We start from the raw sequence: 15,282 nt of genomic DNA, 5'->3' as shown, positions 1-15,282 counted from the left end.
AGAGGTGTCCGAAGACAATACTAACATTGCGATAGTAAATTCCAGTACATTTGGAATATACTTTCCCGATTTAATGCAACGATTAAAGAAAATAGGTATTGTGGAAAGGATAACTGTCGATCCTAAGATACCAGGAAGAGAGTTAGCAGGCAAATTGAAAGGTTGTAAGTTTGTTATAGCAAGCGTTACACCAAACTTTACTTCAGAATTTTTTCAATACAATAAAGATGTAAAACTAATTGCTCGGCACGGCATTGGATACAACAATGTGGATATTAAATCCGCAACAGAAAACGGGGTTATGGTCACAAGGGTTCTTGGAATTCACGAAAGAGATTCAGTTGCAGAACTTGCTATTGCTTTGATTCTCATCTGTTTGAGGCAAATTATTCCTGCCAATAAAGCGGTTAAAGAAAATAAATGGCAAGATAGAAAAGGTTTTGTTGGTGGTGAGCTGTCAAAATTGACGGTAGGAATAATTGGTTATGGAAACATTGGTAGCCGAGTTGCTGAGATAGTAAAAGAAGGATTCGGTTCAGAAGTAATAGCTTATGACCCTTATATAGCTGACAAGGTCATAGAAAAAACCGGGGTAAAACCTGTAAGTTTTGAAGAACTTTTAAAAACATCCGATGTAATAAGCCTGAACGCTTCTTTAAATGAAGGGAACTATCATTTCATAAACAAAAGAGCTTTCGACTTAATGAAAAACGAAGTAGTAATAGTTAACACGGCAAGGGGAGAATTGATAAACCAGGATGATTTTATTGAAGCTTTAGAATCTAAGAAAGTTTCAGCTGCGGGGCTTGATGTATTAGAAGAAGAACCAATAAACCCAAGTAATCCATTATTGAAATTCCCTAACGTATACATAGTACCTCATATAGGAGGATATGGGAAGTATTCATTAAGAAAAATGGATGAAAAAATGGTTGAGGATATTGAAAAGTTGATGAAAGGTGAAATTCCTGAACAAATAGTTAACCCAGAAGTTATAGAAAAAATTATAACAGAATTCAAAGGTAGAAAATAAGTTATTAGTTTAAGGTGGTCTGCAGTGGCAAAGACTTCCTTAATCCTTATGGGTGGGGAGCGTTTTAAAAATTTTTGAATATTAAAGAAAAAAAACAACAAAAGGGGTTTATTGTTATGAAATATGTTTTAGTCCTCGATGTGGGAACGACAAACATGAAAGTAGCAATTGTAAACGAAATAGGAGATATCATTTCTCAAAAAATCAAAAAGTTAAATTTAGTTCAGCCCGTGGAAGGGGCAGCGGAACACGATCCTCAAGAATTATGGGAAAACTTTTTGGATATATCTAAAAAGATAATCACAAACTTTGAAGGTGATATTTCATTATTAATTTTTTCTGGGTATCAATTTGGTTTTCTTCCGATAGATCAAAAAGGGAATCCTTTGATGAATATGGTCACACTTTTAGACACAAGATCACAGAATATAATGAACGAAGTAGGAGAAAGATTTTCCTTTGAAGAAATATATCAAAAGACTGGCTGCCCACCTGCCTTTAATTATACAATAGCGAGAATATTGTGGTTGAAAAAAGAAAAACCAGAAATTTTTGCCAAAACCTATAAATTTTTGGACATCAAAAGTTTCTTCACATTCAAATTAACAGGGAAATGTTACACTGAACCAAGTTTAGCCTCTGTTACACAACTTTTGGATATAAAAACGCAAAAATGGGATGAAGAACTAATAAAAAGATTAGGCATTGAAAAAGATCAATTGCCAAATCTTGTACCTGGGAATGTAATAGTGGATACGGTAAAAAAAGAAGTAGCTAAAAAAATAGGCTTAGAAAAAGAGATTCCTATTATGTTAGGAGTATATGACGGTGGAGCAATGATTTTAGGAATGGGGGGTTATAAAAAGAGCGCTGTATGTAATTTAGGTACCACTGCAATGTTTAGAAGCGCCTATAATGAGCCATTACTTGATAAAACAGGGCAATATAGGCTTCAAACCTATGCTTTATTACCCGGTATGTGGGCTATAGGAGGAGCGGTGAACAACGCGGGTGTAGTTTTGGAATGGTTCAGAAATAATATAGCTAACGGTATGAGTTATGATCAGATAAACGAAGAGGTTTCGAAGGTTAAAACAGGTTCCGAAGGGCTTATTTGCTTTCCATTTCTAACAGGAGAAAGAGACCCAAGAATAGGTAGCTTATCTACCGGTAGTTTTTTTGGATTGAAAACATTTCACAACTTAAGTCACATGGCAAGATCTATATATGAAGGTGTAGGTTATGGGCTAAACATGATAAAAACAGCTTTAGAAGAAAACGATGTTAATTTAAAAAGATTAACAGTAGGGGGCTCAGGCAGCAAAAGCGATGTCTGGGTTCAAATTTTAGCTGATATATTCAACATCCCTGTAACCAAATCAAAGACCGAAAATGCAACATTGATAGGTGAATCGATGGTAGCTTTTTCACAATTGGGAGTTTACAACGATATTGAGCAAGCTGGGGAAGTTATGATAAAGTTGGGAAAGAGCTTTGAACCCCAAACCTCTTCAGTTAAAACATATGAAGCTTATTATAATTTTTTTGTGAAAATGATTCAAAACTATCGGGATATGTATACCTTACATACCCAATTGATCAATTCTTGAGGAGAAGCAGAAAAATGGCAATAAAATTCAGAGAAGCAAAAATAGAAGATTATGAACAGATGTATAGATTGTGGAAAAAAACAGAAGGCATGGGTTTAAGCGAATCTGATACAAAAGAAAATATTGAAAGATTTTTGAATAAAAATCCTGGTTTAAATTTTGTATGTGAAGATGATGGACAAATTATTGGTACAATTCTATGTGGCGAAGATGGAAGAAGAGGATATCTCTACCATCTTGCTGTTGATAAGAACTATAGAAGAAATGGGATAGGGGAAAAATTGGTAAACTTGGTTTTAAGCAGTTTAAAAGAAAAAGGTATAATAAAATGTCATTTATTTGTGTATTATGAGAACGAAATTGGCAAGACATTTTGGGAAAAAACAGGTTGGTACAAACGCGACGAGCTGATAATTTATTCAAGGGATATTAAATAAGTCAAGGATTACTATGCCTTACCTGTTTTCTCAAAAATAAACTATTTGCCTTTTCCACCATGACTATCATAAGAAAGGCTAATATAGTTAAATATATGGGATATAACCTTATATCAAAAAGTTCTTGCAAAAATCCAAACAAGGGTGGCATAAGGGTTGTTCCAAGGTATGCTGATGCCATCTGTACGCCTATAATGGAATGTGATACATCCTTACCAAAATTAGTTGGTGTTGAATGTATCAAACTTGGATATATAGGGGCACAACCTAAACCTATGAGAATAAGGCCTATAAATGCCGTATAATTGCTAAAAGGAAGAATCAATAGTAACAATCCTAAAATGATGATCCCTTGCCCCAAACGTATCATATTTTTATTATTCATTTTAAAAGTTATAAATCCAGATATAAACCTTCCTATTGTAATTCCGAAATAAAACAAAGCAGCCCATTTGGCCGCTGTTTCAGCAGCTATACCTCTATTTAGTACTAAATAACTTGCCGCCCACAATCCAGTAGTTGCCTCTAATGCACAATAAGAGAAAAAGGCGATCATTATAGACATTGCCCCAGGCAAAGCAACAACATCTTTTAAAGAATAATTTTTGTATTCTTCTTCTTTACTTTTGTTATTTGTTTTCTTTTCTTTCCACAGTGGCAAAGTAAAAAACAGTACCAGAGTTAAAGCAATCTGAATTAACGAAATAGTAAAATATCCTGAATTCCATTTAAAACCGTTAGTTAATAATATTCCCATAATGTATGGACCAAGTGTGGCTCCAACTCCCCAAAAGCAATGTAACCAGTTCATATGTCTAGCTTTGTAATGTAGGGCGACAAAATTGTTAAGTGCTGCATCGACGCTTCCTGCACCTAAACCGTAGGGTATCCCCCACAAACACAAATGCCAAAATGTATTTGATGTAGAAAAACCAAACAATGCTATAGCAGTCATTCCAACACTTATGGCGGTTAGTTTTCCAGTTCCAAGTTTACGAATAGACTTACCGCTGAACAATGTTGAAATAATAGTTCCACCAGAGATAATCATCGATATAATTCCTGCATACGATACAGGCACGTTTAATGTTTCATACATGCTTGGCCATGCTGAGCCTAAAAGAGTATCTGGCAATCCAAGACTGATGAATGAAATATAGATAATCACTAGTAAGATAGAATACATTTTAAAATCTCTCCGTTGATTTAAAATTTAAATAAGTTCGAATGCAAGTATAAGCATTTTTGGTAACTGATTAGATTTACAAATTTAATGCTAAATTCTCAAAAAACTCTTTTTTAAAACGCATTCCATAAAAACACAAAAATGAATATACATCCCCAAGCATTTCCTGTGATTTCTCTCACTATTAGCATACCATAAATAATGATAATTACAGTTAACATTTCAATGAAGCCTTCAAGGGTAACACCTATCATACCGTGTATTAAAATACACGCTATCGCAGAAAAAATCGCACCCCAATTGAGCAATCTGTTTTTCGAGGGAAACCGCAGATTAATTTTATCGCTGATTACCACATAGTTAAAGCCCTCAAAAAAGCCCCACGCTGTTGCGATAATTAACATTGTCACTATATTAACGGGGAACCCGCTCGATAGAGCCTCTTTCGTCATCCATACAGCCTGAAAAGGTAAATAACTTGTTATCTGTTGTGTTACAGCTAAAAAAATGATATGTGGAACAAAACAAATTACGCAGAGGGCAATGGACATCAAAGTACCTTTTAACCTTAAACCATGTGAAAAAAAGCTTTCTTTTCTATAAATTGCTACTATGCTAATTCCTAATCCGGCGATACTAAATTGACATATGGCAGCAATCAAAGTTCTTAACAAAATGGGTATATGCACATTCTTGACTACGTTGTTAAACTGGCTTTGGAAAGCCATACATATTCCAAGAGCTGCAAAAGTTGTAATCAGAATGATCCATAGATCAGCATCCAGTCGTTTCTGTTCTATTGTTGATTTTCCCATACCCATATTAAAAATCCCCTCCCTTGTATAGTACCCAATAAAAATATTAGGAATTTAAAATGAGTGTCAACCAACTGCCGACTAACTTGGAGGGATTTCTCTCTCCTTTTTGTCTAAGAACTGTACGTGTTCCTTTCAAAACTTACTTCATAAATGGTTGCACTGAATTTTGCAGACATATGTTTGTCAATTGTATACAGGTCATTTTATAGTTGCTTATATCTTTTGGGCCAGTAAATATCCATAGATCTTTACTTTGTCCGAAAACTTTTTCAAACACACGTGTTAGATCATAATTAATTGTCATTGAAATAGGGTAATGGTTAGATAGTAATTATGTCTTTGAACTTGATTTGCTTTTTGTTAGTTGAATGTTGTATAATTTATCCACAAGAATATTTATTTCTTCTCTTAATTTTACCATGTTTAAGGTTTCGTATGTTTTCTTCCTGACTTTGGCAGTTGAGAGATAATTTTTAGTAAACCGAACGGAAGAAAGCGGCTTTGAGGTGTTAAAACACCTATTTTTTTGAAAAAAAATTTTTTGATGTAATGACACTTTTTCTCTTTTAATTATATTATTCTCTTGACTTCACCATTGATAAACAAAGGGAAAGGAAGTCATGTAGTGACACTAAGATGATTTTATTTTCGTTCTTAAAATAAACTTAATATTTCTTTATATTTCTATATTTTAAATTAATTTAATTTTTATAAAATCGTGCGAGTAACAAAATTTTTTATAAATGGAGGGGGAAAATATGAAAAAGACTGCTGGGTTAATAACGTTGATTATTCTTTTAGTAGGTTTAGTTTTTTCACAAGAAATAAAAAACGGACAGTACGGAGGACTAGGTGGTGGAGATATTGGTGCTCAGTGGCTTGATGTTGAAGAATTAAATGCTGAATTAAAAGCCGCTGGACTTCCTGAATTAAATGATGTGGCTTTGGCTAATGGGGGCGGGGGTTATGGAATAATGGGAAAATTTATAATAGGTGGCGAAGGATACAGTATATCTACTAAAGAGAAATCGGGTGTGGATACGGTGCAACTCAACATTGGTTATGGAACATTTAATCTTGGTTATTTGATTCTTTCTAAGCAGGCTTTTAGAATGTATGCTCTTGGCGGTATTGGTGGTGGTGGAATATCCCTGAAGATTTCCCAAAACCCTGAATCTACAAATTTTGATGATAACTTTTCCACTTTCAACGAAAATACCTTTTCTACCGGATTTCCTATCTTTAAAGTAGGGATAAATGCCGACTACATATTATCTTTTAGTGATGATGAGGCAGCCGGAGGTTTAGCTCTTGGTTTAGCAGCGGGCTATACATATGCACCAGTTGGATTGGTAAGTGATTGGAAATTATCCGATAGCACCATTGAGGGAGTACCAAATTTTGGACCCACAGGTCCATATATCTCTTTTAGAATAGGTGGTGGAGGATTAGCCTTTTAAAAAAAATCATGTTTTCCTGACTTTAGCAGTTGAGAGATAATTTTTTAGTAAACTGATACCTATCTCGATCAGGTTCGGGAATTGGGCCGGAAAATAGACGCCACGCCAAGGCCGGATTGAAAAGCTGTGAAGGTCGGGGATAGTGGCGGGGAGGAAAGGGGAGATAAGATTCAATGGCAACCGAAAAGAAGGCGCTTAGGACCCAAGGAAGGAAGGCATTCAAGCTACCAGGCATGCTTTATATTCTGATTTCTTTCGTCCCATGGATTCTCTACTGGACATTGTCAGGCAGCGGAGCCCCACTTGGTATCATTCTTGGTCTTGCCATGTCCATGATTCTCGTGGCCCCACAAATTCATAGCAGAATTCTTAATCCAATGGATCTTGCCTCTATCATATTCTTCGTTATAGCCAGCATAGTCACTTACCTTTTCAGCTCTCGCCTATTTATTGATAACAGTGGTTTCATGGGATACCTGGCCCTTCTAGTGATGGCCGTAATCTCTTTGCTGGTCAAGCAGCCATATACCATGCAAGTATCAAAAAGAGATTACCCAAAGGTATATTGGAAGGATCCCATTTTTCTCCTGGTGAATAGCATCATCACGGGGGTTTGGGCGGCTATATTTTTGGCGAGCTCAATTGTATATCTTCTCCTCGGCTTCCCATGGACGGTCATAATCTCGAACTCTTTGGTGGTGCTAGGCATAGCGTTCTCAATCATCTTCCCAAAGCTGGCCCCAGGATACTTCGCCCTAAGGGAATTCAAAAAAAGCGACTGGCGAGTAGATGTTACGCGTAAAACGGCTAGAGAAGTAGAGACCCAGTCGCTAAGGCAGGGCATTGCCGGTGGAGGGTCGGTATCGGAGACAAGGGAATATGATGTGATAATCGTGGGATCCGGAATAGGAGGGTTGACCGCGGGGGCGTTGCTTGCTCGCGAAGGTTTCCGCATAGCGATCTTCGAACAGCATTCTCTACCCGGCGGTTACTGCTCTTCTTTTCGTAGAAAAGGCTTCACATTCAACACCGGTGTAGAGGCTGTAAGTGGTCTGTGGGAGAATGGGCCGGTCCGCTACCTTCTGGAGGACCTTGGTCTCAAGCAAACAGATCTTTTCACCCGAAATACCTCCAGATACGTTTTTAAGGGTCGGTATGTCGACGCTCCTTCTGATCTTGATGGATTCATCGCACTATTGCAAGGCATGTTTCCAGAGGAGTCCCAAGGCATTGCTGAATTTTTCAACGTGTCGAAGAAAGCTTATGAGGAAACCTATAAGGAGGCGGAGATCTACGGAACGCCACTACCTGCGGAATTGATCGCAAAAGTCTTTGGCCCAAAGGCTTTGTTAGACTATCCACGCGAGCATCCACATTTCTATGAATGGATTAACAAGACCTATCAGGAGGTGCTAGATGAGAGCTTTCGGAACGAAGACCTAAAGGCCTTGCTTTCCGCCTTGATAGGATATGTCGGAACAAGACCCGACAAGACACCTGCCCAAAGCGCCTTGACTGCTGTAATATCCTACTATCTGCATGGAGGCTATTTCCCCAAAGGAGGGGCGCTCCGGTTCGCTGAGGCTCTACGGCAATATATTGAAGAACATGGTGGTAAGATCATGCTCAAGCATGGGGTTGAACGGATTATTCTAGCGCCAGATCTAGATGGTGACAGCTGGATAGGGCAGAATAGGATGAATCGCGACTCCATGGGTTCAGCCTTTCAAGTGGACGCGGTTCCTAGAAGAGGGATCCTCTCAAGGCCAGGCAAATTTAAGGTCAGAGGAGTACAGGTAGGGGACGAAATTTACTCAAGCCCCATAATAATTGCGAATGCCAACGCAAAGACCACATTTTTGGATCTCATAGGCGAGGAATATCTAAGAACCACATTTGCAGGCAGGATCAGAGAGCTTCCAATGTCTCCCTCAGTATTTATGGTATTCCTAGGGGTGGATATGGATCTATCTGGATATCCTGTCCTTATTCATAACTTGGATGATGGATATGGAATTGTCATAGGATCAAACGTAGATGCAGGTCTTGCTCCACTCGGCAAAGCCAGTGTAACGCTACTAACAGGGGCAAGATATCAAGATTTCCCTCCGAGAGGAAGCACCGAGTACCTATCGAAAAAGCAACTCCTTGCCGATGCATTGATTCAAAAGGCCGAAAAGTTGATACCTGGCTTGGCCGAGCACATCGTAATTCGCGAAACAGCATCACCGCGAACATTGGAATTCTATACGCGAATGCCTGAGGGGGCGATCTATGCATTCGATCAGTCAAAAGACATCAAAAGGCCATATTTTAAATCTCCTATTAAAGGGCTATATCTGGCGGGGGCTTCCACATTTCCTGGCGGTGGCATAGAGGCGGTGATAATCTCTGGCAGAATAGCGGCAAATGACATCATTGGATGGAAAAGGAGGGGGTAATGATGAGAGTAAATAGGAAAACCATCGCTACTACCATGGCAATGTTGATTTTTGTCGTTTTATACATTTCATCGGCAACGTTATTTGCATCTGGGAATGTTGATTCCGAGGACACAAAGACCCAGAACAAGGTATTGGAGCTAGAATCCCTGTTAGAGGAAGATCCTCAGAATACAAAACTCTGCATGGAATTGGCCATCATTTACCATGGCAAGGCCGCTGATGGAGAAAAGCAAGCGATTGAAAAGGCCGAACCACTTTTCAAGAAGATACTTGATGCCGAACCCAACAACGCTGAAGTGCGGGCATGGTATGGAAGCCTTCTCACCATCAAAGGTAGAGAAGATTGGTTCCCTCCTGCAAAACTATTTTATGTGATCCAGGGCATCCAGCAGATGGATAGAGCCGTTGAACTCTCTCCCGATAGTACTTCTGTTAGGCTTGTCAGAGCGCATACAAGCGTTGCCCTGCCCTATGCATTTGGGAGAAATAATGTGGCGATCAAGGATTTCGAATACCTTCTAACCCTGGATGAAAGCAAGCCCGGGCAGTTTGATGCAAATACTCTGGCTGGAATATATCTCGACCTTGGGAAGGCCTATTCTCAGGGTGGCGATAAGGACAAGGCCAGAGAAAATTGGCAGAAGGCAATGGATATCGCACCAGGCTCGAAGGAGGCAGTTGAGGCGAATTCCCTGCTGGGAAATTAATTTTTGTCTCCTGAGTTTGACAGTTGAGAGACGATTTTTTATTAAACCGAACGGAAGAAAAAAGAATACTTAAGAATAGTAGAAAGTTACCGTGAAAACGGTAAGAATAAACAAAAGATAATCGCTAATTTGGGTAGAATCGATACTATCAGTAGAAAAGAAGTGAAAAATATTGTCGATAAACTCGTACAGATATATGATATAAAAGGTTATGTGAATTTGAATAGTGTTGAGGAAGCACCTGATAAGAAGAATTATGGGGTAAAGGTAATAGTTGATAGATTGTTTGAAAGGTATGAGATGGATAAGTTCTTTGAAAAGATGGATAAAAAGACGAGGTTCGATGTAGAAGATTTGTTGAAAATAATGGTAATGAACAGAATAATAGAACCAAAAAGTAAGTTGGGAATATTCAACGAGCTAGATTATTATGGATTCAAAAGGAAACGCCCCGAAGGGGGTTCAAGGATGGATGAGGCAGAAACGGATGAAGAAGGGATAGCCTTACAATGGCTGTACAGAACGCTAGATGTGTTAGCGCAAAAGAAGGAAGAGTTGGAGAAACATCTGTACCGTCAAAGGATGAGTTTATTCAATTCTGTAGTAGACTTAGTGTTTTACGATGTAACGACGTTAGCCTTTGAGACACAACAAACGAACGAGTTACTGCAGATGGGGTATTCGAAAGATAAGAAGTTCAACGAATCACAGGTAGTTTTAGGGATGTCGATAGATAGGGATAGGATGCCGGTTAGTTTTGATATATACCCAGGTAACACGTTCGAAGGGCATACGTTCAAAGATACGATTGAAGTGATGAAAAAGAGGTATCAGTTGGGAAAGGTAATAGTGGTTAGTGATAGAGGGATGATGAGTAGAACCAATATGGAAATAGTAGAGAATTCCGATTACGAATTCATAGTTGGTAAATCGATAAAACAGTTAAAAAAGGTAGATATATTCGATGGGGAATTCACTGAAATAGCAAAAGGGATTGAATGCAGAGAAATAGAATACGAGGGGGGAAGGAATCTTCCCCCGTTAATCATCCTGGTACTATTTTTAGCATTAGGGTATCTCTTTACAAAAGAAATAATGAAAAAGAACAAAAAACAGATTCTTAGTACCATTTTTTAAGTTTCATAACCATACATATTATACGAGGAGGGGTATTATGAAGCTTAAAACAAAATATTTCATGCCTTTTGGTATGATCGGTGTAATTTTTTATTTCATTCATGTGTTTCTAGGTCAAATTCTTTGGGATGAATATAACTGGATTACTACTGATATTAGTTCTTTAACTGCCAAAGGTGCGCCTAATTCAGGACTACTTTCGATATTTGTTAATATTTACGGCATTTGTGCCATAATTTTTTTTATTGGCATGATTATGAAAGCGCGAGAAAAAGGGTATCATAAAATTACTAAACTGGGTTATGTTTTGTTCTTAATATCAATGGCTATTTCTACTTTGGGGTATTCATTATTTCCCCTTGAAGGAAATAAAACCGAAATGACTTTTAACAATTTTATGCATATCGTTGTGACCGTATCTCTAGTTGTTTTAATTCTTGCTTCAATGTTTATTTTAGCTTTTGGATATTTAAAGAAAGAAAAAATAAAACGATTTGGTAGCTTAACTTTGGGGTTTGCCTTCGCCATAACTTTTTTTGGGATACTTACTCCGATAGGCATGACTAATAATTGGAACATTTTAGGTGTCACAGAGAGGTTGAATATTTTTTCATTGGAGATTTTCATATTCTTATTATCTTATATGTATAGTTTTAAGGATAATATGTTGAATAAAGCATAATGAGTTTATGAAAAATAGGATTCACCCCCATAAAAAAGCATGTTTGTGCTTTTAGGCCTCTCTCAATTTTCAAAAATCAAAATTTAGATTTTTAGTACTAGACCGAACGCTTGGTTTAAAAAACAACAAAATAAAAAAATTACGGCGTATAAAACAACATATACGATTTACCTTGTTTGACCAAATTTTTGCTTCTCAAAAACTTCTTTTATGCTGTAAACATTGTGCGAAATCGTTTTGGGTGGGCTTAGATTTAGAAATGTAGTAATATAACAGATAATAAATGCGTCTCCTTTCAAAAAGAGTCAAGGATATGATATCATTTCAAAGACATTGAATTATGATCTAACCAATCTTTTTCACGGACATGTAATATTATCTAATGCGGGGTCAGTTACGATGCACAAATCAGAATGGTTGGCGGGATACCCGTTCACATTAAAACTACGAAAGAAAATAAGTATATACCTGAAGAAAAAGAATTAGAAAAAGCCATCACCAACAAAACAAAAGCCATTATAATTAATTCTCCCAACAACCCAACAGGTGTTGTTTACGATAAAGAGTTTTTGAGTTTTATCTCGAGACTCTCCATCGAACATGACCTTATAATCATAAGTGATGAGGTATACGATGCCCTAGTTTACGACGGTAACTACACATCTATGGCAAACTTTGAAGAATCAAGAGATAGAACAATATTGATTAACAGTTTTTCAAAGACATGGTCAATGACTGGATGGAGAGTAGGATATACGATTGCTAACGAAAAAATCGTATCTCAATTGGCTAAAATTCAATCCCATTCCACTTCTAATGTAAACACACCTTCCCAATATGCAGCGCTCAAAGCCCTAGAAATAGACAATTCTTATATGGTGAAAGAATTCAAAAAAAGAAGAGACTACTTGTACGATGAATTCAAAAAGCTCGGTTTAACAAACGATAAACCAAAAGGCGCATTCTATTACTTTATCGATATATCGAATTATGGATTAAGCGACAAAGAATTCTGCGAAAAACTACTCGAATACGGTCTAGCAGTTGTACCTGGTTCTGCTTTCTTTAGCGATGGTCACATCAGACTTTCATTCGCAGCCTCTATGGATGACTTGCAAAAGGCGGTTGAAATACTTAAAAAGTTCCTAACAGATTTGGAGAAAGAAATGTCATGAAAATTGATTTATTAGTAGCTGAGATAGGAAGTACAACAACGGTGATAACAGCTTACCAGCTCAAAGAAAAAAACGTTAAAATAATAGCTCAAACAGAAAGTTATACAACTATAGACAAAGGTGATGTAACCCTTGGAATAGAAAAAGCACTAAAAAACATGGAAGAAAAAGTTAAAGATAAAATAAGTTGGGAAAAATTTTTAGCAACCTCTTCAGCCGCTGGTGGGCTAAGTATGACGGTTCACGGGTTAGTTTACGATATGACAGTTAGGGCAGCAAAAGAAGCGGCTTTAGGCGCAGGGGCTATTTTAAAATACATCACATCCGGCAAACTTAGAGAAAGCCATTTAAAACAAATTTTAAAAATAAAACCAAAATTGATTCTCTTATCAGGTGGCGTAGATTACGGGGAAGAAGAAACCGTTCTTTACAATGCTGAATTACTCTCTAACTTGCCATTAGACATTCCCATAATATACGCAGGAAACACTGCTGTGAAAGAAGAAATAGAAGAAATCTTCAAAGAAAAGAACAAAAATATAATCATAACAGAAAACGTCTACCCTAAAATAGATCATCTAAACGTCGAACCAGCAAGAAAAATAATCCAAGAAGTTTTTTCAAAACACATAATTCATGCACCTGGTATGGAAAAAATCTATGATGTAGTAGATGAAGAGATCATACCTACCCCCGGGGCTGTTATGAACACCACAGAATTATTAAATGAACTATATGGAGATGTTCTAACAGTTGACATTGGTGGAGCCACTACAGATATAGATTCCGTTACAGATGGCTCTCCCGAAATTCAGAAGATCTTAGTTTCCCCACAACCACGTTCCAAAAGAACGGTAGATGGAGACATGGGAATATATGTAAACGCACATAACGTCGTTGAAATGATCGGCAAGGAAGTAATAAAAAAGGACATTGAAAACTACGAAGAGATACTAAAAAATATATCCCCGTATCCACAAAACGAAGAACAAGAAAAATTTGCAGCTTACCTGGCAAAATTTTGTTTCTTAACGTCCCTAAAAAGACACGCCGGAAGAATTGATTACATATTTACACCCACTGGAAGAAAAAAGGTAGCTCACGGAAAAGACCTAACCGCCGTAAAAACTATCTTTGGCACTGGAGGAATACTATCCAGATCAAAATACAACAAAGAGATATTTGAAAGCTTAAAGCAGCTAAAAAATTCTGACGATCTATTACTACCTCCAAAAGACGTAAACTTCGCCTACGACAAAAATTACATATTTGCAAACATAGGCGTTATCGCAAATCTCGACAAAGAAATAGCAAAGAAAATACTACAAAGTGACCTAGAATGGGTATAAGGTGGAGCCCTCTCCCCTTGTTGGTTATAAAGGACCGAAGGTCCTTCCTTAGATGAGTGGGGTACGGGGGAAGGGCGCAAATCACAACTATTAGGAGTGAAAAAAATGATAAAAATCGGTGCACATATGAAAATCTCAAAAGGCTTCAACAAAGTCCCATCTGATACAACAAACATTGGAGGCAACACCTTCCAAATCTTCACAGGTTCACCACGAATTTGGAAAGTAAATCCACCAAAAGAAAACGATGCAGAAGCCTTCAAAACCGCAATGAACGAATTCAACATAAATTTTGAAGATGTCTTAGTTCATTCAAGCTATTTAATAAACCTAGCCTCTCCAAAAGATGAAATCAGAGAAAAATCAATAAAAGCTATGATAGAAGAAATAAAAGCCACAGACGAATTAGGAATACTTCACTACAACTTCCATCCAGGAAGCCATTTAGGTGAAGGGGAAGAATTCGGCATAAACAAAATATTAGAAGGGTTAGATATCGTCTTCAAAGAAATTCAGAATACAAAAGTAACTATCTTGCTGGAAAACGTTGCACAAAAAGGTTCAAACATAGGATACACCATGGAACAATTAGGAAAAATAATAAACAAATCCCAATGGAAAGAAAGATTAGGCATAACTTATGATACCTGCCATGGATTTGATTCAAACTACGACATAAGAAAAAAAGAAGAGGTGCAAAGACTACTAGACGAAATTGACAAATACATCGGCTTAAACAAACTAAAAATGATTCATCTAAACGATTCAAAATTTGACTTGGGCGCAGCTAAAGACAGACACGAATTTATAGGCAAAGGATACATAGGAAGGGAAGGATTTAAAACCTTCTTCTCTTTCGATGAAATATCTAAGCTACCTCTGATACTTGAAACCCCTGGAGATGATCCAGAGCATAGTCAAGATATTAAAATAGTAAAAGAGATCTTCAAAGAACTAGGAAAACTTTAAAGAACTAGGAAAACTTTAATCGGGTAGGAGGTAGATAATTAATTTATCTACCGTCCTCCCACACCACCGTACGTACCGTTCGGTATACGGCGGTTCAACAGAATTGATGTTTTAGTTTGTACGTTTCCAGGATCGAAGTTAAACCCATTTCCTTAAGGCGTTTATTAGTTAGTGTTCTTGAAAGTATTGGGCTATTGGAGATTCTCCAGTAGCCTTTTCTTGTATTTGCATATTCCCATGCTTTGTACGTGTTTAGTCCTAATTTGACTAAGTTT

Annotated in this window: 11 protein-coding genes and 3 pseudogenes; 11 read left to right on the top strand and 3 right to left on the bottom strand. The window is 37.3% G+C overall.

Going from position 1 to position 15,282, the window contains the following annotated elements; all coding sequences use genetic code 11:
- The first annotated feature begins 4 nt into the window (after window positions 1–4).
- From X929_RS06955 to X929_RS06945, 3 genes are all read left to right on the top strand, one after another.
- Window positions 5–1,033, top strand: a complete 1,029-nt coding sequence (locus tag X929_RS06955; RefSeq protein WP_103067304.1) for a D-isomer specific 2-hydroxyacid dehydrogenase family protein — start codon at window positions 5–7, stop codon at window positions 1,031–1,033.
- Between the two features lie 116 nt (window positions 1,034–1,149).
- Complete coding sequence (locus tag X929_RS06950) at window positions 1,150–2,643, top strand: gluconokinase (RefSeq protein WP_103067303.1); 1,494 nt, start codon at window positions 1,150–1,152, stop codon at window positions 2,641–2,643.
- Window positions 2,644–2,657: 14 nt separating this feature from the next.
- Window positions 2,658–3,080: a GNAT family N-acetyltransferase gene (locus tag X929_RS06945; RefSeq protein WP_103067302.1), complete on the top strand. Its 423-nt coding sequence runs from the start codon at window positions 2,658–2,660 to the stop codon at window positions 3,078–3,080.
- Between the two features lies 1 nt (window position 3,081).
- Here X929_RS06945 and X929_RS06940 read toward each other — a convergent pair whose 3' ends face one another.
- Window positions 3,082–4,266, bottom strand: a complete 1,185-nt coding sequence (locus X929_RS06940; RefSeq protein WP_103067301.1) for an MFS transporter — start codon at window positions 4,264–4,266, stop codon at window positions 3,082–3,084.
- Window positions 4,267–4,379: 113 nt separating this feature from the next.
- Window positions 4,380–5,087, bottom strand: a complete 708-nt coding sequence (locus X929_RS06935) for a hypothetical protein (protein WP_103067300.1) — start codon at window positions 5,085–5,087, stop codon at window positions 4,380–4,382.
- Window positions 5,088–5,842: 755 nt separating this feature from the next.
- On the opposite strand from X929_RS06935, the gene X929_RS06930 reads away from it, so the two are divergent.
- The 8 genes and pseudogenes from X929_RS06930 to X929_RS06895 all read left to right on the top strand — a co-directional run bounded on the left by X929_RS06930 (window position 5,843) and on the right by X929_RS06895 (window position 15,007).
- Window positions 5,843–6,544: a hypothetical protein gene (locus X929_RS06930; protein ID WP_103067299.1), complete on the top strand. Its 702-nt coding sequence runs from the start codon at window positions 5,843–5,845 to the stop codon at window positions 6,542–6,544.
- A gap of 173 nt (window positions 6,545–6,717) precedes the next feature.
- A complete protein-coding gene (locus X929_RS06925; RefSeq protein WP_211286750.1) occupies window positions 6,718–8,985 on the top strand; it encodes a phytoene desaturase family protein in 2,268 nt (755 codons plus the stop codon).
- Entirely contained in the window at window positions 8,985–9,695 is a 711-nt protein-coding gene (locus tag X929_RS06920; protein WP_146255780.1) for a tetratricopeptide repeat protein, read from the top strand. Before X929_RS06925 ends, X929_RS06920 begins: the two co-directional genes overlap by 1 nt.
- 75 nt (window positions 9,696–9,770) lie before the next feature.
- Window positions 9,771–10,730 (top strand): annotated as a pseudogene (locus X929_RS06915) (IS1634 family transposase); the annotation flags it as partial.
- Window positions 10,731–10,869: 139 nt separating this feature from the next.
- Window positions 10,870–11,514 carry a DUF998 domain-containing protein gene (locus X929_RS06910; protein WP_211286749.1) on the top strand — a complete coding sequence of 215 codons (645 nt, stop codon included), beginning with the start codon at window positions 10,870–10,872 and terminating at the stop codon, window positions 11,512–11,514.
- Between the two features lie 404 nt (window positions 11,515–11,918).
- Window positions 11,919–12,689, top strand: a pseudogene (locus tag X929_RS06905) (aminotransferase class I/II-fold pyridoxal phosphate-dependent enzyme); the annotation flags it as partial.
- On the top strand, window positions 12,686–14,038 hold the full coding sequence (locus X929_RS06900; RefSeq protein WP_103067296.1) for a GlmL-related ornithine degradation protein: 1,353 nt from the start codon (window positions 12,686–12,688) through the stop codon (window positions 14,036–14,038). The pseudogene X929_RS06905 and the gene X929_RS06900, both read left to right, overlap by 4 nt.
- 105 nt (window positions 14,039–14,143) lie before the next feature.
- Window positions 14,144–15,007: a deoxyribonuclease IV gene (locus X929_RS06895; protein WP_103067295.1), complete on the top strand. Its 864-nt coding sequence runs from the start codon at window positions 14,144–14,146 to the stop codon at window positions 15,005–15,007.
- A 94-nt stretch (window positions 15,008–15,101) separates the two neighbouring features.
- Here the strand turns inward: X929_RS06895 and X929_RS09920 are convergent.
- Window positions 15,102–15,282 (bottom strand): annotated as a pseudogene (locus X929_RS09920) (group II intron reverse transcriptase/maturase); the annotation flags it as partial.

It is taken from the genome of Petrotoga olearia DSM 13574, from assembly GCF_002895525.1.
Taxonomy (GTDB): Bacteria; Thermotogota; Thermotogae; order Petrotogales; family Petrotogaceae; genus Petrotoga; species Petrotoga olearia.
The sequence above is the reverse complement of the archived record's forward strand: the minus strand, read 5'-3'. Positions and strand labels throughout refer to the sequence as shown.